Below are 21091 nucleotides of genomic sequence, written 5' to 3'. Positions count from 1 at the left end.
CGAGGCAGAAGCGACCCGGCCGCGGCGATAGGGTGGCGGCTCGGCGAACGGTGCGAAATGAACCACGAAGCGGAACCAAGGTCGTGGGGCGGCGCCACGCCCTTTCGATCGGAGCCTGACCGACCAGCACGCGCCGGCGGCAGGCTGGAGCTTTGGCTGGCCGTTGGCGCGGTCTTCCTCGCCCCCTTCAACATCCTTCGGGTCGATGCCTTCTACTTCACCGCCAGCGACGTGCTGGTCGTGGCGACGCTTCTGGCCAGGGTGACGAACCGATCCTTCGTCTATGCACCGCTGGGAGCGGCAACCCCCCTTTGGAACCTCGGGATCATGCTGCTTTCGGTCATGCTCCTCGCGAGCAGCCTCCTTCACGGAGCAGCGGACCGGGGAGTGATCCTGTGGGCCCAGTACTGCTTCGCCTATCTCCTCCTTCCCTACGTGGTCCTGGCGCGGCCGTGGCGGGAGACCATTCTGCTCATCAAGGCCTTCCTCGCGTCCCTCGTCCTCATGTGCCTGCACGGCATCCTGGTGGTGGACGTCCTGGGAGAGCGCAACACGACCTTCGTGACCGGCAGCGGCCGCCTCGTCGGGTTCGTCGAACGCGAGAACGAGTGCGCCTCGCTGATCGCCATGGGCGCGCCCCTGGCGCTTTGGCTGACGGCATCAGGAAGCGTCCGCGGATGGCTGCGATGGCCGCTCCTCCTCCTCTTCGCCTACGGGATTGCCTTGACCGGATCGAACACCGGCCTGATCGGGCTCCTTCTGGCCATCGCCGCCTTCACCGGATTGACGGCCTCGATCTGGCGGATCGCGGTCGCCGCGGGCTTGGGGGTCGGCCTCTTGATGGTGATGGTGACCTGGGGTCGCGAGTTCCTGCCGCCGGTGTTCCAGCGCCGCGTCCTAGGGGCGCTGGAGAACGGCGACATCGACCAGGCGGGAACATTCGCAGGCCGCATGCAACTGATCCACGAGGCGATGGGAATGGCCGACCACTCCCTCCTCTTCGGCTTCGGGGCGGATCAGTACCGCGTCGTCAGCGCCTTTCATGCGCCCGTCCACAACGCATATCTTCTCATCTGGGTGGAAGCTGGACTGCTGGGTGTGATCGGCTTCGCGCTTATCCTTCTGAGCGGGGTCTTGATCGGCATCACCGCGATCGGCGCCGGTCGCGATCGCCTTGCCGGCGCCTGCGCCTTGACCGCGGTCTGCCTTTTTGCGGCGACCGCCAACGCCTTTCCCCACCTCTACGGGCGCTTCTTCGTGGTTCCCCTCCTCCTGGGACTCGCGCCGAGCGTCGTATCGCTCAATTACGGCCTGCTCGGCCGGGCAAGAAGCTTGAAACGGCGGGCCCCCGGCCGCAACGCTCGAGCGGCCGGATGGCGCTCGCGCAGCCATGCCGCACCCCTCGTCCCACGCTCGCCCCATCAACCGGGATAGCGCCCCTCGATCCGCTCGCGCGACAGCCATTCCATGAAGCGATCGAACGGGTATCGACCTTCGTCGTCGAGCGCAGCCCAGGCATCGGCAACGCCCGGCACCGCGCCGAAACGCTGCTCGACGGCATCCGCCATCCCGTCGCCATCGAGATCCTCGTAAGCCGCCTGCCCTTCGACCTGCACGATCTTGCCAGGGCCGCGGCGGATCTTGCCCGTACCGGGCAGACCAGGCCTTCCCGCTTCCCGGACCAATCGGCGATCGATTCCGTCGCGCGGAAAAGCGCCCGCCGCCGTCACGACATCTTCGAAGGCCCGCTTCGCGTCCCCGAGACTTGGCGCGCTCAGCGGGCATGGAGGTGCTGCGGCAAAATGGGGAAGCGCGTTCTCGCTCGCATCGACGATCCGCTTGCCGGGAGGCGCCCAGCTTTGGTTGTCGTGGGCGAAGATGCGGGGCGGCGCGACCGCGTTCGTGTCGTTCCAGCGGATCGCATAGGACAGATCGGCCGTCGAGGGACCGGCCTTGAAGTAGTTGCCGACGATCGAGATCGGCGTGCCGCCGGCTTCCTGGCTGAAGACTTCGGTCCACTCGGAGCCAGCATTGTAGAAGAGGTTGTCGGTGACCTCCACGCAGGACCCTGCGCGATGATTGGTGTCGGGATTGCGATCGCCGTTGGAGGCACAGAGGTTGCGCCAGAACGAGATGTTCTGGGCCACGCCGGAACCCGATCCGAGGAGGGCGCACTTGCTGTGCGGGCGCAGTCCCTCAGCGAAGACGGAATGGGCGATCGTGACGTCGCTCGTCGCGCCCTCGAGGTTGATGTTCTCGTCCGTCGCCCAGGAACCCGAGACGTGGTCCACATAGATACGGCGGCTGTTTTCCACCGTCAGCGCGTCGACGTTCTTGACCGTGTTGGGAAACTGGGGCCGAAGGCGCAGATGCCGCAGGAGAACGTCATGAGTGCTGCGCAGGATTAGGGGCGTTCGCCGGAAGCCCTCGGCATCCGGTCTGGTCGTGATGGTGATGCCCTCGCCCGGCGCCGTCTGGCCGAGGATCGAGAGCTGGCCAGCTGCCTCCCCCTGCACGACCAGCGACTGGTCGAGGACGATCGTGCCGGACACGCGGAAGACGCAGTTGCGCGGCCCAGTCTCGAGCAGGCAGGCGCGTAGGCTGCCCGGTCCGGAATCGCCGAGCTGTACCACTTCGACGATCCGCCCGTTGCGCCCGCCTTGCGAGAGGCGCCCGAAGCCCTCGGCTCCCGGGAACGCCGAGACCGGCTCGGCATGCGCCTCCGACCCGCCGGGGCCCGGCACCAGAAGACAGACCGCAACCACACTGCCGAAGACGACCGGTCTCATTGCTCCGCGTCATCCTGGATCGCAGCATGGCGGGCCAGCACGAAGACGGCGTCCACGAAGCGCTTTCCATCCACCCACTCGCCGTCCGCCCACCGGCCTTCCGGGTCTTGGGTCGCCATCAGGACCGCGGCATCCTTCTGCAGCTGGTCGGGGCCAAGATCGTCAGCCGGACTGATCCAGAGGTTCGGCTCCGTCGGCCTTTCTCCTCGAAGGACGCGCGCGAGGCGGGCAAGGGTCAGGGGGATTTCGAACTCGCCCTTCATTCCGTAATGCGTAAGGAGGTTGACGGGCTCGAAGGTCACCCGGTTGTCGTTGTCGACGTAGAGTGGCCGGTTGGTGTTGAGTTCATAGTAGCGGGCCCATGTGCCGTCGGGCAGCCGTGCGCCGGAGAGCCAGTCTCCGGCCGACCGCGCCGCCTCGAGGTAGCGCGCCTTGTTGGACGCCTGGTAGAGTTCGAGAAGAAAGTCGATCGATCCGGCCGTTTCGCGCGACACCACCGCCGGCGGTTCGAACTTTCGTCCCCAGACGGGCTGAAGCGTCCGGTCGTACTGCTGTGCCCAACCCTCCTGGGGATGCGGCAGTTGTGCCGCCACGAGGAAGTCGCCGAGGCGCATGGCCGCCTTCAGGTAGTCGGGATTGCGATAGGTCTTATAGGCGCTGAGAAACAGGCGACCCGTATCTCGGGGCACGTTGTCGTTGACGATGAAATAGGGCGGCGTCTCGGGTTTCTGCCAGTCCGGAGACCAGGAAGCGGGCATGCTGGCGTGCGAGGCGGTCTCGACGTCTGCGCCGGGCGCACCGGTCGAAAAGAAGTTGGGGAACGCGCCGTTGCGGTACTGGACCCGCGTCAGCTGCCCCAGACCGTAGTCGATCGCCTCGCGCACGCTCCGGTCCTTGCCGCCGTTCGCCTCGTCGAACCAGATCAGGAAGTTGAAGACGCTCTGGGAGGTGTTGTCGTCGAGGACCGTCCGATTGGCCGAGCGATTGTCCTTGATCCGCTGGCAAGCCTTGGCCTCGATGTCACGCGAGCGGTAGCACCAGTTCTCCCTCTCGTCCGGGTCGGTCTCGATCGAGAAGTGCCAGCCGCCCGACATGAGCTGACCGTCGACCAGCGCAGCTGCCACGGTATGGGCCGCGTCGAGCCATTGCGCATCGCCCGTCGCCTCGTAGATCCGCAGGAAGGCGGCTCCCACGGCGGGCGTGCCCGGGGGTTGAACCCAGCCCACCGAAGGGGCGGCGCTGCCGCCCTCCACCTCCCTCCGGCGTCCATCCAGGGAATAGCGCCAGACATAGGTTCCATGGACGCCGAGCCGATCTCTGAAAAAGGCACCGGCCTTCTCCATGGCTTGGCGGGCGGCCGCGCCCGGAGCGGTTTCCACTGTATCCTGGGCTCGTCCGTCGAGCGGATGGACGAGGAACATGAGCAGCGCGACGGCGCCAAGCCTGATCATGACGCAGCCTCTTCGCTCACCCTGCGGCACACGCGAGCGGTGCCGGTTCAGCGTTGGCAAGGTCCTGGTGAAGAGGGTTCTGGTAGCTGGGCAGGACCCTTGCGACAAACCCGATGACGCTGTGCGCGTCGCCGGTCTGGGCGAGCTTCTCCAACCCTTCGAACGCCTGGCGCAGCTCCTGCAGCGGAACGGGATGCGGCACGGCGCCGAACACGCCCGGCACGGGTGAGGCGACACGCTCCTCGTCGGCGTCGAACAGTTCCTCGAAGAGCTTCTCGCCCGGACGGCAGCCGACGAAATCGATCTTGATGTCTTCGCCCGGGCGGTAGCCGGCGAGCTTGATCATGCGCCGGGCCATGTCGATGATCTTGATGGGCTCGCCCATGTCGAGGACGAAGATTTCGCCTAGTCCGAGGCGTTTCTCGAGACCGTAGGCGGAAGCCTGAAGCGTCAGTTCCACCGCTTCGCGAATGGTCATGAAGAAGCGCTTCATGTCGGGATGGGTGACCGTCAGCGGGCCGCCACGCGCGAGCTGACGCTCGAAGAGCGGAATCAGCGACCCGCTGGAGCCCAGGACGTTGCCGAAGCGCACGGTCATGAAGCGCGTACGCTCGTCGCTTCTCTCGCCGGCAAGGTCCAACGCCTGGCAGTAGAGTTCGGCCAGTCGCTTGGTCGCGCCCATGACGCTGGTGGCATTGACCACCTTGTCGGTCGAGATCTGGACCATGGCGCGTGCGCCGCAGGCCCGCGTGGCTTCCGCAACGTTCATCGAGCCGATGACGTTGGTGAGGATCCCCTCGCAAGGGTTCATCTCGACCATCGGGACATGCTTGAGGGCTGCCGCATGGAACACGAGATCGGGCTTGTGCCGCGCGAAGATCTCGTTGAGACGGCCGGCATCGCGGACGTTGCAGAGATAGGCTTTCCGCGGCGTGGACCCGTGCTTTTCCGATAGTTCGAGATCGATGGCATAGAGATTGAACTCGCAGCTCTCGATCAGCACGATCTCGGCCGGCCCCAGCCCAGCCACCTGAAGCGTCAGTTCCCGGCCGATGGACCCGCCCGCTCCCGTCACCACCACGCGGCAACCATGGATCAGGCGATGCAGCGCGTCCCGATCGAGCGTGGTCTGCGAACGCTCCAGGAGATCGGTCAGCTCGATGGGACGCAGTTCGAGGCGGTTCCCGGCATTCGGGTTGCGGAGTTCGAGTGCCGGGGCGGGCCGCGAGATGGCGATGCCCAGACGATCGGCGCGGTCGATCAGCGCCTTCATTTCCGGATCGGTGAAGCTCGAGATCGTTTCGGTGAAGATCAGGTGGCGCGGCTTCAGTCCTCGGACCTCGAGATCGCCCATCGCTTCGTCGAAGTCTGCGATAGTGCCGAGGATCGGAACGCCGCGCAGGAGGTTTCCCGCCGTTCCCGTCGCGCGATCGAGGATGCCGACAGGCCAATGGCGTGCCGTGCCGTCGCGTTGCAGAGCGCGAAGATAAAGGTCGGCAATGTCGCCCGCCCCGACGAGGAGCACGGGCACGATATCGCGACCGCTCTTGGTGGCGACGCCGGTCCCGGGTTCGAACCGACGGATCTCCGCGATCTTGAAGCGCATGCGTGCGCCCACGAGCAGGAACGTCAGAAGGAGAGCCTGCATGACGACGACCGAGCGCGGCACCGCGTCGAACCGGGTCGTCAGGAACAGGCATATGACGAAGCCGAGCGAGGCAATCGCGACAGCCCTGACGATGTCGAGAAGGTCGGCAACGGAGGCATAACGCCAGTTGCGACGGTAAAGGCAGGTCATCGGGAAGATCAGTGCGCATGTCGCCACGAAGAGCGGCAGGGCATAGGACAGGGCCCGAAAGCTGTCCGGGCTCGTCGCCTGGCCCTCGAGTCCGAGACGAACGGCCGAAGCGAGCAAGAACGCGACCGCTGCCAGAGCCAGGTCGCCGGCATAGAGTCCGAGATTGCTGCGCGTCGCCTTCAGGCGCTTTGCCGTTCTCTGGCGCAGGTGATGGTAGAGCTCGTTCCGGCTGACGAAGCTGGGCCAGGGCGACGATGCCGGGCCGTTCAGGAGATTCCGCGCGATGGAAGCCGCGTACAGGGGGATGGCATGAAGGCCGAGGGCGCCGCCGCCCGGCCGCTGCAGTTCGATGGGAGACGCCATGGGGAACCCCTTCAGGAAACCGTGGGTCGCCGAACCGACGCAACCTGCTGCTCGTTTCGGCTCATGTCGCAACGGATGGCACGGAACACGAACGCTGCGACGAGACAGAAGGGAGAAGTACTTGCGCCTTCTTGGCTACGATTTGCTATGGAATACACTCAGTTGACGCGAAGAACGCCTGCATCCTTCGCATCATACTGACTTCAGAAGCGCTCGTTACTCGAAAGACGTACCTCGTCCGGCACGGCCAAGCCATCCAGACAGGTCGGCCTGAATGAGATTGCCCAACCGGGCGACGTCCGGTTCATAATAGTCCACGAGCCTCGCGCGCAGCGAGGACGACAGGGCCGGATACGCGACCTCGCCGATCAGCCGCTTCCGCGCCGCGACGAAAAGGGGATGGCGACGAAAAGGCCGCACGATCGGCTTGATCGGACCGAGCGCACGGCGCAGACCCCGCCCGACCATCGGTTCGGTGCGATCCTTCACCTTCTTCATGTCGACGGAACGCGGATCTGCTTCGGGAAGACCGAGATGCGCGCGGACCTTCGCGAGCTGTCGACCCGGATCGGCCAGCATGTCCTCGTAGAAGAGAACCAGAAGCTGATCCTGCGGATATAGGTCGAGGTAGGCGGTCAGCTGATCGTGGTAGAGGCCGCCGTTGAGAAAGCGGTTGCCCCGTCCCGTCCGCGTATCGAGTTCCGCCTCGATGTTCCCGCCGGCCTCGCCGCGCCGATACAGCATGCAGTAGTCGGAATAGGCGCGCTCGACCGGGTTCCGGAGTTGAACGACCAGCCGGGCATGCGGCAGAAGGGCCTGGACGCGCGCCGGCGCGAGCGGATTGTCGAGGTAGGAATTCGACTTCTCGCCGACGATCTGGTCCGCCCTGCATCCCTCGAATTGCCGGAAGTACCAGTCGTCCCCCCGCTCGTGGTTGCGACTGAAGTAGTGCAGTTCGGGCTCCGGCATGAACACGTGCGGATCGGCCTGAAGAGCTTTCTGCAACCAGGTCGTCGCGCTCTTGGCCGCGCCGATGATCAGGAAGTCGATGTCTTGCGCGCGCATGCCTGGTGCACTCCCTGGTTTCGAATGGCTGGCGGCGGTCGCGCCACGGTGCTGCTAAGCGAAGGTTTCCGTGACGCCGGTCAGCCTGGCGGAACGTGCAGGCCGGCGAAGCGCGCGGGCATAGACAGCCATGATCTGTTCCACATGGCGCACCGAACCATAGGACTGATGGGCCTCGGCCTCGGCTGCATCGGCGATGCGCGTCGAGAGGTTCGGGTCCGACAGCAGTCGGGCCATGGGATAGATGAACGCATCCGCACTCTCGGGATGGACGAGGAAACCGGTTCGTCCGTCGCAGATGGCCTCCGGATTGCCGCCATGGTCGGTCGCCACCACCGGCGTGCGAAGAAACATGGCTTCCACCAACGTGCGCCCGAGCGGCTCGCCGAAAGCGGGAACAAGCAGGATGTCGGTGGCGGCCAGAAAGGTCTCCATGGGGCTTCGAAAGCCCATGAGGCGCACGACATGCTGGAGGCCGAGAGCCTCGATACGGGCGCGAACCGCCGCATCGAGATCAGCGCCGGCGGGATCGGGCGCGCCGAACATGCATCCCACGATGGGGATGGCGGGATGTCGCTGGCGGAATTGCGCGACGATCTCGACGAAAAGCAGGGGCCGCTTGCGCTCGATCAGGCTTCCCACATAGCTGAGCACTCTCGTTCCGGCAGGCAGGCCGAGTTCGCCGAGCAGCAAATCCTTGGCGTCGTTTCGGTCCGGCGATCGGAGGGGTGGATCGAACGGGCTGTTGATCACGCTGAGCCGATCGCGGAGCGGCAGGAGGGGCCGCTTCGGGCGCGAGAAATGCGAAACGGTGACGATCTCGTTCGCGATCAACGGCGCGAGGCGGTTGACGCCCCGTGCGGCGGGATCGCCCCGGTGGTGCCACACCAGTCGCGCGCCGGCGAGGCGCGCTGCAAGACCCCAGTTCGCATGGATCCGCCCGTCGTTCGTATGGACGATATGGAAGCGCCCTTCGCGGATGAAACGGCGCAGGAAGGGCAAGGTCTGCCCCAGGAAACTCGCAAGGTGCGGCTGCTCGCCGTTCCGAGGGGACAGCGTCGCCTCCAGGGGACAGCCGACGAAGGCCTGGTCCTCGCGGCGCAGAAAGGCCGCAAGCGGCCCGTCCGTGCGTTGCAGCACGACAACGGGCTCCACCTGAGAGCGGTCGAAGCCCTGGATCAGCTTCAGCGCGGAGATGTGGCTTCCTCCCACGTCGTCTCCCACGAAGGGAAAGCAGACCCGAAGCGGGCCGGCCGCGTCGAGACGCCTGCATTCCGGCATCAGTGCGCGCCTTGTGTGATGTAGCCGGCCCGCATGAGATGCGACACCACGACTTCGGCGGCATCGGCCGCGCTGAGGTCCGGCGTCATCCGGATATCGGGCTCTTCCGGCGGCTCGTAGGGACTGTCGATGCCGGTGAAGTTCTCGATCAGACCCTGGCGGGCGCGCTTGTAGAGGCCCTTCGGATCCCGGCTTTCGGCGACTTCGATGGGCGTGTCCACGAAAATCTCGATGAACTCGCCCTCCTGCAGCATCTCGCGCGCCATCCGCCGTTCGGCTCGGAAGGGCGAAATGAAGGAAACCAGCGTGACGATGCCGGCGTCGGCGAAGAGGCGGGCCGCTTCCGCGACGCGTCGGATGTTCTCCACCCGGTCGGCTTCCGTGAAACCGAGGTCGCGGTTCAACCCGTGGCGGATGTTGTCGCCGTCCAGAATATAGGTGTGGATGCCCAGCGAATGGAGCCGCTTCTCCACGAGGTTGGCGATGGTCGATTTGCCGGCGCCGGAAAGTCCCGTGAACCAGAGGACGGCCGGCTTCTGGCCCTTGAGCGCGGCACGCGACGACTTGTCGACGTCGAGCGCCTGCCAGTGGATGTTGTGCGCGCGTCGAAGACCGAACTCGATCATCCCCGCACCGACGGTGAGGTTCGTCATCCGGTCGATGACGATGAAGGCGCCGGTCTCCTTGATGCTCGAGAACGGATCGAAGGCGATCGGCTCGTGCGTCGACAGGTTGACGAACCCGACCTCGTTGAGTTCGAGCGTCCTGGCGGCGAGCTTCTGAAGGGTGTTGACGTCGACCTTGTGCTTGATGTCGGTGACGCTGGCCGTGAGCGTCCGGGTGCCGATCTTCACGAGATAGGGGCGGCCGGCGATCAGGGGATCGGCATGCATCCAGATCAGGTGCGCGGCGAACTGGTCCGAGACCTGGGGGCGAGCGACCGCCGCGGCGATGACGTCGCCGCGCGAGGCGTCGATCTCGTCCTCGAGGGTCAGGGTGACGGCCGCGCCCGCACCCGCGGCCGCGAGATCACCGTCATAGGTGACGATCCGTTTCACACGGCTGGTGATGCCCGACCCGGCGACGACGATCCGATCGCCCGTCCGCACCGATCCGGCCGCGATCGTGCCGGCAAAGCCGCGGAAGTTGAGATGCGGGCGGCTGACCCATTGGACGGGCATCCGAAAGGGAGCGCTGGGGTCGGCCTCCTCGACCTCGATGGTTTCGAGGTGTTCGATCAGCGACGGCCCCTCGTACCAGGGCGTCCGCTCGCTGCGGGTCAGCATGTTGTCGCCGAAGCGAGCCGCCAACGGGATGGCCTGCAGCGAGCGGAACCCGAAACTCTCGGCGAAGGCCTGGTACTCCGCCACGATGGCCTCGAAGACATCCTTCGAATAGTCGACGAGATCGATCTTGTTCACGGCCAGGACGACGTGCCGGATGCCGAGCAGCGAGACGATGAAGGAATGGCGGCGCGTCTGCGTCAGGATGCCGTGGCGCGCGTCGACGAGGAGCACGGCCAGATCGGCGTTGGAAGCGCCGGTCGCCATGTTGCGGGTGTACTGTTCATGGCCCGGCGTGTCGGCGACGATGAACTTGCGCGCATCCGTGGCGAAGAAGCGATAGGCGACGTCGATCGTGATGCCCTGCTCGCGCTCGGCGGCGAGACCGTCGACGAGAAGGGCGAAGTCGAGCTCATCCTCCGTGGCGCCGCGACGGCGGTTGGAGTCGCGGCCGAGGGCGGCGAGCTGGTCCTCGGTCAGGAGCTTCGTGTCGTAGAGGAGCCGGCCGATGAGGGTCGACTTGCCGTCGTCGACGCTGCCGCAGGTGAGGAACCGCAGAAGGCTCTTGCGCTCCGCACCGGGCAGGAGGCCGGGAAGGCCGGAGGCCGCTTCAGGACCGGCGTGGGACGTGTCGAGAACGGCGCTCATCAGAAATAGCCCTCCTGCTTCTTCTTCTCCATGGATGCGGCCTCGTCATGATCGATGAGGCGCCCCGAACGCTCCGATGTGCGGGCCAGGAGAATCTCACGGACGATGTCGGGAAGCGTTGCGGCCTCGCTTTCGCACGCCGCCGTCAGCGGGTAGCAGCCGAGCGTGCGGAAGCGCACGCTGCGCATCTCGGGCACCTCGCCCGCGCGCAGGGGCAGGCGGTGGTCGTCGACCATGATCCACTGCCCGTCGCGCTCCACCACGGGGCGCGGCGCCGCGAAGTAGAGAGGGACGATCGGGATGTCCTCGGCCAGGATGTATTCCCACACGTCGAGCTCGGTCCAGTTGGACAGGGGGAAGACGCGGATCGACTCGCCCGACTTGATGCGGGTGTTGAAGAGGTTCCAGAGTTCCGGCCGCTGATCCTTCGGGTTCCAGCCATGATTGGCCGAGCGGAACGAGAACATGCGCTCCTTGGCCCTCGATTTCTCCTCGTCGCGACGCGCACCGCCAAACGCGGCATCGAAGCGATGAGCCGACAGCGCCGCCTTCAGCGCCTCGGTCTTCATCACCTGCGTGTAGAACGAGGATCCGTGCGTGAACGGATTGATCCCCTCGGCCAGTCCCGCCTCGTTGCGATGGACCACGAGGTCGAGACCGAGACGGGCCACCGTCTCGTCGCGAAACCGGATCATCTCGGCGAACTTCCACGTCGTGTCGATGTGAAGCAGCGGGAACGGCGGCAGGGCGGGAAAAAACGCCTTCATCGCCAGATGCAGCATCACGGCCGAGTCCTTGCCGATCGAATACATCAGCACCGGATTCTGGAATTCGGCGGCGACCTCACGGAAGATGAAGATCGCCTCGGCCTCGAGACGCCGGAGATGTTCCGGCAGCGAACCGCCTCCTGCCTCTCGTGCGGACGCGGGCCTGGTTTCCGGGGCAAGGGGAACAGCGATGGACATCATGCGCCTTTCGAAACGAGGAGAGCGGTGTCGCGGGGCAGATCGAGCGGATCCGGGCGCGCCGTCTGATGGTGCACGAGCGCGCGGTGGAGCGTGAAGCTGAGACCGCCCGCCCAGCAGATCCCGAGCGCGATATGGGCGATGTTGCCGCCCATGGGCCCGATCGTCGGAATGAGGAGAAGGGCGACGGCGAAGAACACGATCGTTCCGACCACGACGGTGCGCAGGACGTCGTGCTGGCGGCCCATGGCGAGGAGCCCGACGCGCATGGCCGAGCCGCATAGCACGAAGGCGACGGCCACCATCTGCACGACGACGAGCGAGGAAGCGCCGAGAAATTCCGGGCCGGCCGTCCAGAGAAGGAGCGGATGGATCAGGACCGCGATCGCGACGATGCCGACGAGACTGGCGACGAAGAGCAGCCCCTCGATCTGCAGGATCAAGCGCTTGAACTCGCCGACGCGTCCCTGAGCCCAAAGCCGTGTCACGTCCGGATAGAGCACGGCCTGGACCTGTGCCCCCACCTGCTGCCCGACGCGTCCGATCCGCTTGGCGATGTGGTAAAGGCCGGCGGCCGCGGGATCGGTCAGTGCGCCGACGAGAAGCGTGTCGAACTCTTGCGCGCTCATGCGCAGCGTCAGCGACAGGTTGGCCGACCAGGCGAAACCCCAGATGCCGGGGAAGCGCTGCGTGACGCCCCGCACGCTCGCCGTCAGCAGCCGGTGGATGCCCTGTCGGCGCAGGGTATGAAGTGCCAATCCCAGCATGATCAGCGAGCCGAGCGCCTGCGTCCCGGCCCAGACCGCCACGAAATAGGGCAGCCCGGCCATCATCAGGCTGCCGACAAGACATAGGCCGACGCGCGCGATCGAGTTGACCAGTTGCCCGTAGGCCACGAGGCGGAACTGGCCGGCCATGCGCTGGACGGCGGTCGGCATTCCCGTGAGCTGGAACAGGAGGACGCTCGAGTACGCGATCACCAGATGCGTCGTCTCGGCCGGCCAGGAAAAGAGATACGCCCCCATGAGGGCTCCAAGGACTGCGACGGCGAAGGCAAGGACCGCACTTGCGAGGTCGAGAAGGAAGCCGAACTTCAGCAGCATGCGCAGGTCGCCGCGCTGCGCGGGATGCTGAAGGTCGGCGCCGTACTTGATGATCGGCTGCCATGTCTGGAAACTGACGACGCGCTCCACCACGCGGACGAATGTGTAGATCATCGCAAGGAGCCCGTAATCGACAGGGCCCAGCGCGCGCGCGGAGAGTGCGAAGGCGGCAAGGCCGAGCAGCGAGCCGATGAAGTTTCCGGTGAGGAGATGGCCGATATTGGCGAGGCGCGTGCGATGGTCGCCCGTCTGCCGGAAGCTGCGCAGAGCCTTTCGCACACGACCGGGAAGGAGGTTCGAATGGGCCAAGATCGCCTCTTGCGATCGCCCGGACAGCCTATCCCGCCGCATTCGTCGCAGCCTCATAGTGCGCGGGCGGGAAAGCGCGGCTAGTTCGCCCTTCGGTCTCCGACCTCCGACGACCGCCCCCTTCGGACCAAGCGGGCAACGATGATCTACGTCGTTCGCCTTACCCCCTTACTCCTGTCGCTCCGCAGTCCTGGGGCACGGTAGACCTTTGCCGGGGGCGACGCGTCGCCCGTGGACGATAAGCTGCCGGGCCAACCGTCCGGCTCTCGTCCGCACGGGGCGGCGGGGACTGTATGGGGCAAGACCCGGTTCATCGATCGAGCGCACGGGAGCGCTCGTTTTATCGTGCCGACATCGACGGCCTGCGAGCGGTCGCCGTCGTCGCGGTCCTCCTGTTTCACGCTGAGTTGCCCGGTTTTGCAGGCGGCTACGTCGGCGTCGACGTCTTCTTCGTCATCTCCGGCTTCCTGATCACATCGATCATCTGCGAAGACTTGGACCGCGGTCGCTTCACATTCGCCGACTTCTACGCCCGTCGCGTCCGGCGCATCTTCCCGGCCCTCTTCGCCACGGTTCTCGTCACCTGCATCGTCGCCGGATGCTTTTTTCTTCCGCCGGACTTCCGCTCGCTCGGCGCTTCGATCGCGGCGACGGCGGGCTTCGCCTCCAATATCCTGTTCTGGGCTCAAGCCGACTATTTTGATGCGCCGGCGGAGCTCAAACCCCTCCTTCACACCTGGTCGCTGTCGATCGAGGAACAGTTCTACCTCGGCTTTCCCTGTCTTCTGGTCCTCCTCTGGTGGATGGATCCGCCAAATCGACGGCGCGTGCTGGCGGGCCTGACCGCCGCCTCGTTCGCCATAGGCGTCATCGCCACGCACAAGGATCCCCAGGCAGCCTTCTACCTCCTGCCGCCGCGGGCCTGGGAACTGCTTCTCGGCGCTCTTCTGGCTCTGTCACCCGGCCCCGCGCTTCCGCCCGCGCTCGCTCGACGCGCGGGTTGGCTCGGTCTTGCATCGATCCTCCTGGCCGTTGCGATCTACGATGCTCAAACGCCCTTCCCGGGCTTTGCCGCCCTATTGCCGACCCTCGGCGCGGCGCTGGTGATCGGTGCGGGGACATCGGGCCACGTCGGGGCGTCGAAGCTTCTGGGAAGCCGCCCTCTGGTCGCGGTCGGCCGGCTCTCGTTCTCGCTCTACCTCTGGCATTGGCCGGTCCTGTCGCTCCTGCGCTACGCGCTGGCTCGCGAGCTCGATGGCTTCGAGACCGCAGCAGCGCTTGCGACCTCCGTTCTTTTGGCCATCGTCTCCTGGCGCTTCGTCGAGGAACCGTTCCGGCGCCCGCGAACGCAATCCAGGGCGGCGGTCCTGCGCAGGGCGGCTGCGGTCACGGCCGGCATCTTCCTGACGGGGATCGTCCTTCAGGCAACCGGCGGGTTGCCGCAGCGCCTGCCCGATCGGCTTCTCGCCTATAGCCCGCTCTTACCGCCCGAAGCCGAAAGCCGCGTGTCCTGTGCAAGCTGGTCCGCAGCGCGCACCAATCTGTCGGGTATCTGCCTCGTGGGGGATCTGTCGGCGCCCGACCTGAGCTTCGCCGTGATCGGCGACAGCCACGCGGAAGCGCTGATTCCGGCCTTCGAACTGGCCGCGACGCACCACCGACAGAAGGGGCTCGTCTTCGTCAAGCACGCCTGCCGACCGATGCTCGGCGTCGCGCGTGTCGTGGACGGCAAGCGGAATGCATCGTGCTCGACCTTCGTCGCCAAGGCGATCGACGAGATCCGGGCGCAGGCCTCGATCGAGGAGGTCGTCTTCGCCGCACGCTGGACGCGCCAGGCCCTGGGGACAGGCTACCAGCAGCCTGTTTCCTTCTATACGGACGGACAGTCGCCCGAAGTGTCGATCGAAGAGAACAAGCGTTCGCTCATCCGCGGCCTCGACCGGGCCTTCGACGCGCTGTCCGATCGGCGCATCACGGTGATCGGCGCGGTCCCCGAGAACGAGTTCCTGCCGCCGATGGCGCTGGCGATGGCGGATCTCTTCCGCCGCTCGCCGCCCCGCACGACCGCCGAAGCCTTCCATCGCCGGAACGCGGTGGTGGAAGACGTCTTCGCGCAGCTCGCCAAATGGCATCGGTTCCAGTTCATCGCACCGGCGCGTCATCTCTGCGACGGGGCGACCTGCGCGGCCGAGATCGGTGGCCGCTCGCTCTATCGCGACGACGACCATCTCAGCGCGTTCGGCGCCGAGCAACTCGCGAACGTGATCGACGACATGTTCGAGGAGCCGCCGACCCCGATCCCGCCCGTGAAGGCTCGAGACGGGAACTAGCCGAGTTGGAGGCCGGTCTTCGACACCAGAGCCTTGGCGGCCGGCGTCAGCTGGCGCTCGCAGATGTCGAGGATCCTGACCGCCTGCGCTTCGCTGAGATAGTCTGCAAAGCCGCCCGCCACGCCGCGCCGCATCCGCAGGCTTTCGGTATCGCCGCGATCATAGTCGTGCGCCGGGAGCCCCTGCTCGATCTCGCGCTCGCGCATCGCCTCGAAGCGCGACGCCTCGACCGCACGTCGCATCGGTTCCGGTCGAGGCGGGAAACCGAGGAAATCCACCACGCTCGAACTGGTGGCCTCCGTCTCGGCCGTCAGCGCTTCGTAGCTGATGACGATGTTGCGGTGATGAGGAAGCCCCCTTCCCCAGGCATTGAGGTAGCGAACGAGGGCAGGAGCGCCCTGCGCCTCGTCCACGATGAACTCGTCGATCCCGCCGATGAAGCGGTGCTTGTGACGCGTGGCATGGAAGTAGGCCGAGACGAGAACATCGCGGGGGTCGCGCACCATGAAGATGATCGGGCGATTGAGAAAGAGCGATCGCCGGTAGAGATGATGAGTGACGAGGATCAGCGGAACATCGCTGCGCCGATGTCCGTATCGGAACGCGGGGATGCCGCGCACCGGATCGAGATCGTAGTTCGGAACGACCCCGAACATTTCCCGCAGATCGACCGCCTCCCCTTCGCGCGCGAGGGACGCGAAGTAGTGCGAGAGGATGAAGCGGAACCACGTCCGTCCCGACTTCGGGTAGGACACGAGGAACGTGTCGGCCCCGACGGCCGCCCAGGTCATCCTGACCCGGCGGTCGATCTTCCGGAACGCGCGCTGATGCAGCATGGTCATGGGCCGTACCTCGAATGGGAGTGGGACGTGAGCGCCGCATCGACGACCTCGTCCCAGCGGTCCACGACGTGAGCGGTGGTGAACCGGCGGCTACTTTGGCGCGCCGCTTCGGCAAGACGCCGGCGCAGGCTCTCGTCCGAGAGCAGGCGCCGCAGCGCCCCGGCCATGGCCGCCACGTTCTCGGGCTCGACGAGAAGGCCGTTCTGGCCATCCTCGATCATCTCCCTTGGGCCCCAGCGGCAGTCGAAGGAAACCACGGGAAGGCCTGCGGCCATGGCTTCCAGAAGAACGATGCCCCAGCCCTCGAAGCGCGAGGACAGGACGAAGGCGTCGGCCGTATCGACCCAGACGCCCGGCACATCGGTGACGCCGGGCATTTCGACCCGGCCATCGAGCCCGAGACTGGCGCGCTCGGCTTCGAGAAGGCCACGGTCGGCGCCCTCGCCCCAGATCACGAGGCGCCAGTCCGGAACTTCCGGAGCGATCTCGGCGAAGGCGCGCAGGAGGAGGTCGAACCCCTTCTGCGGAACCAGCCGGCCGACGGCGGTCAGCGTCCGGCCATCGGACCGACGCCGTCCCGCCGCCGGCAGATCGACCGGATTGGGGATCACCCATCCGCGCCGGCGCATCGGCGCGGGGAAGAACTCGAGCGCACCCTTCGTCATCGTCACGAGGCCGAAGGCGCGCGGGTAGAGGCGCGAGCGGAGGGTGTTCCAGATCGGTCCGACGGTCTGGGCCGCCGGGTTGTTGCGCTCCGACACGACGACCTCCACGCCGAGGCGGAACGCAGCCATCAGCGTGAGGACGTTCGTGCGGACGAGAAAGCTGACGACGACGTCCGGTCCCACCTCTCGCAGCGCCCGGTGGAGACGCCACACGCGACGACCCGCGGTACCGATCGCCGAGACCGCGCCACGGCGGCCCGGCGGCAGCCCCAGACGCCGGACCTTGATGCCGGGGTGGAGCGGGTAGTAGGGAACCGCGCCCGGCTCTTCCAGCGTCAGGATCGTCACCGATCGGCCGCGAGCGATCCATTCGTTGGCAAGCACGCTGACCACATGCTCGGTCCCGCCCGCTCCCAATCCGGGCAGGACGATGCAGATCCTCGCCGCCGCGCCCGCAGCGGGCGGAAGGCCTGCGACCGGTTTGAACGTCGTCGGGTTGCGTTCGTGTCCCAAGCGGTGCCCCGGATTTCGATCCCTCGCGTCCTTCGAGTATGCGGGGCAAGGCACGGCGGAACAGCTGGACTTTGGAGCGTCGGCGCGACCTCTTCCTACGTCTAAAGGCGCACTTGGACCGGTCGAGGTTCCATTGTGGCCTCGAGAACGGAAGGTCGCCGAACGTGCGATCGAATGATTCGGGAGCCGCGGGGATCATGAGTTCGATCCGCACCGTTTTCGTAGGAGCAGTCGAAGGATCGCTCGTCGCGCTCGAGGCCCTGATCGCCGCCGGACGGGCTCCCGTTCTGGTGGTCACGCTTCCGCCGGAATCGGCCCATCGCCATTCGGATTACGTCGATCTCGCTCGTCCCGCCCGCAAAGCCGGGGCGGCCGTGCACTTCACGACCAACATCAATGCGCCGGAAACGGTCGAAGCGATCCGCGCAGCGGCACCGGACCTCACGATGGTGATCGGCTGGTCGCAGATCTGCCGCGAGCCCTTCCGCTCGGTGGCACGGCTGGGAACCCTCGGCTACCACCCCTCGCCCCTGCCGCGTTTCCGCGGACGGGCGGTGATCCCCTGGACGATCCTGGCGGAGGAGACGACCTCGGGCTCGAGCGTCTTCTGGCTGGACGAAGGGGTCGACAGCGGTCCGATCATCGTCCAGCGTCTGTTCCCCGTCGCGCACGACGAAACCGCCCGATCGCTCTACGACAAGCACAAGCAGGCGCTCGCCGAGATCGCTGTGGATGCGCTGGACAGGATCGCGAGGGGCGAGGCCGCCGGCACCGCCCAGGACGAACGGCTTGCGAGCTACTGCGCCAAACGGACCGAAGCGGACGGTCTCATCGACTGGCGCGAGCCATCCGAGGCGATCCTGCGTCTCGTGCGGGCGGTGGGCGACCCCTATCCGGGAGCCTTCACCTTCGATGCCGGCGACCGGATCGTCGTCGGCTCGGCGTGCGCGCTGGCACCACGCGGGCGCCATATCGGCCTGACCGGTCAGGTCCAGGGCCACACCGAACGCGGGTTCTCGGTTCTGTGCGGCGATGGCATCACGATCGAAGTCACCACCTGGCGCGGGTCGCCGGACGGGCGGCGCCCAAAGGTGCACGCCCGGCTGGGCCCGTGCCGCAGGCCCGCCTGAGGCATCAGGCGGGGACCGGTGCCGGGGTCGTCCGGGCCCAATGTTCTCGATACCACTCGACAAAGGCCGCAACCCCGTCCTCGACCTGCGTCTTCGGAGCGTAACCGGTCAACGCCTCCAGCAGGCGGTGGTCGGCAAAGGTGACGGCGGCATCGCCCGGCTGCATCGGCAGCATCCTGCGCACTGCCCGCTTGCCGAGGCAGCGCTCGATCGCAGACACGAAATCGATCAGTTCGACCGGCTTGCCGCCGGCGATATTGACGACCCGCCAGGGCGCGACGGGTGACAGGGTGTCGGCGACGCCCTCCACCTGCACCGGTCGACCGATCGAGGGCGGGCAGTCGGCCAGCCGCGCGATCGCCTCGACGAGATCGCCGACATAGGTGAAGTCGCGCCGCATGCGCCCCTCCCCGTAGATCTCGATCGGTCGACCGTCCTCGATCGCCTCGACGAAGCGGAAAAGCGCCATGTCCGGCCGTCCCCAGGGTCCATAGACCGTAAAGAACCGGAAGCAGGTCGTCGGGATCGAGAAGAGGTGCGCATAGGCATGCGACATCTCCTCCATCGCCTTCTTGGTCGCGGCATAGAAGGTCAACGGCAGGTCCGCCTTGTCGGACTCGGCGAACGGCAGCGCGGTGTTGGCGCCGTAGACCGAACTCGTCGACGCCAGCATCAGATGCCTCAGCTTGAGGCCGCGCGCGAGTTCCACGATGTTGAAGGAGCCGATGAGGTTGCTGTCCGCATAGGTCTGCGGGTGGTCGATCGAATAGCGCACCCCGGCCTGCGCGGCGAGGTGCACCACCATCTCGGGATCGGCGAGATCTGCGGCATGGCGCAGCGCATCCATGTCCTCGACGCGTCCGGTCAGGGCGCGAAAACCGGGGCGGCGCGCCAGGATCGCATGCCGGGCCGCCTTCAGCTTGACATCGTAGTAAGGCGTCATCGCGTCGAAGCCGACGACCTCGTGACCGTCGTCGAGAAGCCGGTTCGCCAGATGGAATCCGACGAAGCCCGCGGTCCCGGTGATCAGGATCCTCATGACGGGTGGACCTCGCGTGGCGTTGTAGGCAAACAGGGCCGCTGGGGAGCGGCGTGGTCGGGAGCGGCGTGGGTCATTCCGCGGCCACCGGATACGAGAGGGAAAGCGTCGCGAGCCCATCGCCGAGGCAGGTGTAGCGAAGGCCCCGCTTTTCGATCTCCTCGCTGCGATAGATGTTGCGCAGATCCACGAGGACGTTGCCCGTCATGCCCGCCGCCAGTCGGTCGAGGTCGAGCGCGCGGAACTGGTCCCATTCCGTCACGATGACGAGCGCATCGGCTCCATGCGCGCAGGCATAGGCATCCTCCGCATAGGCGACATGGGGATCGAGGAGCGGGCGGGCCTGCTCCATTCCCTGCGGATCATAGGCGGTGACGCGCGCGCCCGCATCGATCAACCCCTGGATGATGGAGATGGCGGGCGCCTCGCGCATGTCGTCGGTGTTCGGCTTGAAGGTGAGGCCGAGCACGGCGATCGTGCGCCCTCGCACCCGCCCGCCGCAGGCCGCGACCACCTTGCGCGCCATCGCCCGCTTGCGCTGGTCGTTGACGGCCACGGTCGCCTCGACGAGCCGGAGCGGCGCGTTGCTGTCCTGGGCGGTCTTGACGAGAGCGAGCGTATCCTTGGGAAAGCAGGATCCCCCGTAGCCCGGCCCTGCGTTCAGGAATTTCGGCCCGATGCGCTTGTCGAGCCCGATCCCGCGCGAGACCTCCTGAACGTTGGCCCCGACATTCTCGCAGAGATCGGCGATCTCGTTGATGAAGGTGATCTTGAGCGCGAGAAAGGCGTTCGCGGCGTATTTGACGAGTTCGGACGTGCGCCGGCTGGTGAAGAGGATCGGGGCGGCGTTGAGGTAGAGCGGCCGGTAGACCTCGGTCATGACCTCCACCGCTCGCGGATCGGCATAGCCGACGACGATCCGGTCGGGTCGCTTGAAGTCCTCGATCGCGGCGCCTTCCCGCAGGAACTCCGGATTGGAGACGACGGCCACGTCTGCATTCGGATTGGCCGTGCGGATGATGTAGTCGACCTCGTCGCCGGTTCCGACCGGAACGGTCGACTTCGTTGCGACGACCGTGAACCCCTGAACATGCCGCGATATGTCCCGGGCCACGTCGAAGACATGGCTGAGGTCGGCATGTCCGTCGCCGCGTCGGGACGGCGTTCCGACCGCAATGAAGACGACGTCGGCTTCGGAGACGGGACCGGCGAGATCGGTCGAGAACGAAAGGCGGCCCGCCTGCACGTTACTGGCGACGATCTCGGCGAGCCCAGGCTCGTAGATGGGCATGCGACCGGCGCGCAGCGCCTCGATCTTGTGCTCCGCCTTGTCGACGCAGGTCACCACATGACCGAAGTCGGCAAAGCACGCCCCACTGACGAGGCCGACGTAACCTGAGCCTATGATCGTGATCCGCATGGCGTCGCCGAGCTCTTCTGCCTGTGGGAGATGAGCCCATCGTGCGGTCGGCTTGCCATGGGGTCGAGTGACAATACGACGGCGGCAGCCTTGCCTA

15 protein-coding genes are annotated in these 21091 nt (G+C 66.3%); 3 read left to right on the top strand and 12 right to left on the bottom strand.

All coding sequences use genetic code 11. From position 1 onward, the window contains the following. The first annotated feature begins 57 nt into the window (after positions 1-57). Positions 58-1434: an O-antigen ligase family protein gene (locus ACLNGM_RS06085; RefSeq protein ID WP_416357616.1), complete on the top strand. Its 1377-nt coding sequence runs from the start codon at positions 58-60 to the stop codon at positions 1432-1434. On the opposite strand, the gene ACLNGM_RS06080 is transcribed toward ACLNGM_RS06085, so the two are convergent. From ACLNGM_RS06080 to ACLNGM_RS06045, 8 genes are all read right to left on the bottom strand, one after another. Further along, positions 1422-2789, bottom strand: a complete 1368-nt coding sequence (locus tag ACLNGM_RS06080) for a pectate lyase family protein (RefSeq protein ID WP_416357615.1) — start codon at positions 2787-2789, stop codon at positions 1422-1424. The two genes, ACLNGM_RS06085 and ACLNGM_RS06080, sit on opposite strands and share 13 nt — an antisense overlap. Then, positions 2786-4240, bottom strand: a complete 1455-nt coding sequence (locus ACLNGM_RS06075; protein WP_416357614.1) for a hypothetical protein — start codon at positions 4238-4240, stop codon at positions 2786-2788. Before ACLNGM_RS06075 ends, ACLNGM_RS06080 begins: the two co-directional genes overlap by 4 nt. A gap of 16 nt (positions 4241-4256) precedes the next feature. Beyond that, positions 4257-6401 (bottom strand): polysaccharide biosynthesis protein, encoded by a 2145-nt coding sequence (locus tag ACLNGM_RS06070; RefSeq protein WP_416357613.1) that lies wholly within the window; start codon positions 6399-6401, stop codon positions 4257-4259. A 216-nt stretch (positions 6402-6617) separates the two neighbouring features. Further along, positions 6618-7466, bottom strand: coding sequence for a sulfotransferase (locus tag ACLNGM_RS06065; protein WP_416357612.1), 849 nt, complete (start codon positions 7464-7466; stop codon positions 6618-6620). 54 nt (positions 7467-7520) lie between these two features. Beyond that, positions 7521-8747 carry a glycosyltransferase family 4 protein gene (locus tag ACLNGM_RS06060; RefSeq protein WP_416357611.1) on the bottom strand — a complete coding sequence of 409 codons (1227 nt, stop codon included), beginning with the start codon at positions 8745-8747 and terminating at the stop codon, positions 7521-7523. Beyond that, positions 8747-10678, bottom strand: coding sequence for a sulfate adenylyltransferase subunit CysN (cysN, locus tag ACLNGM_RS06055; protein WP_416357610.1), 1932 nt, complete (start codon positions 10676-10678; stop codon positions 8747-8749). Before cysN ends, ACLNGM_RS06060 begins: the two co-directional genes overlap by 1 nt. After that, positions 10678-11643: a sulfate adenylyltransferase subunit CysD gene (gene cysD, locus ACLNGM_RS06050; RefSeq protein ID WP_090965006.1), complete on the bottom strand. Its 966-nt coding sequence runs from the start codon at positions 11641-11643 to the stop codon at positions 10678-10680. The genes cysN and cysD overlap by 1 nt, the downstream gene beginning before the upstream one ends. Continuing rightward, positions 11643-13055, bottom strand: a complete 1413-nt coding sequence (locus tag ACLNGM_RS06045; protein ID WP_416357609.1) for a lipopolysaccharide biosynthesis protein — start codon at positions 13053-13055, stop codon at positions 11643-11645. The genes cysD and ACLNGM_RS06045 overlap by 1 nt, the downstream gene beginning before the upstream one ends. 293 nt (positions 13056-13348) lie before the next feature. Between ACLNGM_RS06045 and ACLNGM_RS06040 the strand changes: the two genes are divergently transcribed. Further along, positions 13349-15385, top strand: a complete 2037-nt coding sequence (locus ACLNGM_RS06040) for an acyltransferase family protein (RefSeq protein WP_416357608.1) — start codon at positions 13349-13351, stop codon at positions 15383-15385. Here the strand turns inward: ACLNGM_RS06040 and ACLNGM_RS06035 are convergent. Next, a complete protein-coding gene (locus tag ACLNGM_RS06035) occupies positions 15382-16227 on the bottom strand; it encodes a sulfotransferase domain-containing protein (protein ID WP_416357607.1) in 846 nt (281 codons plus the stop codon). The genes ACLNGM_RS06040 and ACLNGM_RS06035 overlap by 4 nt on opposite strands. Beyond that, on the bottom strand, positions 16224-17330 hold the full coding sequence (locus tag ACLNGM_RS06030) for a glycosyltransferase family 4 protein (RefSeq protein ID WP_416358393.1): 1107 nt from the start codon (positions 17328-17330) through the stop codon (positions 16224-16226). Before ACLNGM_RS06030 ends, ACLNGM_RS06035 begins: the two co-directional genes overlap by 4 nt. Before the next feature lie 281 nt (positions 17331-17611). Between ACLNGM_RS06030 and ACLNGM_RS06025 the strand changes: the two genes are divergently transcribed. Then, positions 17612-18535, top strand: a complete 924-nt coding sequence (locus ACLNGM_RS06025) for a methionyl-tRNA formyltransferase (RefSeq protein WP_416358392.1) — start codon at positions 17612-17614, stop codon at positions 18533-18535. Between the two features lie 4 nt (positions 18536-18539). Here the strand turns inward: ACLNGM_RS06025 and ACLNGM_RS06020 are convergent, their stop codons facing one another. Together ACLNGM_RS06020 and ACLNGM_RS06015 are read right to left on the bottom strand one after the other, a co-directional pair. Further along, positions 18540-19574 (bottom strand): NAD-dependent epimerase/dehydratase family protein, encoded by a 1035-nt coding sequence (locus ACLNGM_RS06020; protein ID WP_416357606.1) that lies wholly within the window; start codon positions 19572-19574, stop codon positions 18540-18542. Between the two features lie 73 nt (positions 19575-19647). After that, the gene (locus ACLNGM_RS06015; protein ID WP_416357605.1) at positions 19648-20994 is read right to left on the bottom strand and encodes a UDP-glucose dehydrogenase family protein; all 1347 of its coding nucleotides are present in this window, start codon (positions 20992-20994) and stop codon (positions 19648-19650) included. Between the last annotated feature and the right edge of the window lie 97 nt (positions 20995-21091).

This window comes from Aureimonas phyllosphaerae, from assembly GCF_047943035.1.
In the GTDB taxonomy this organism is placed as follows: domain Bacteria; phylum Pseudomonadota; class Alphaproteobacteria; order Rhizobiales; family Rhizobiaceae; genus Aureimonas; species Aureimonas phyllosphaerae.
This window is presented reverse-complemented; position numbering and strand designations above follow the sequence as displayed.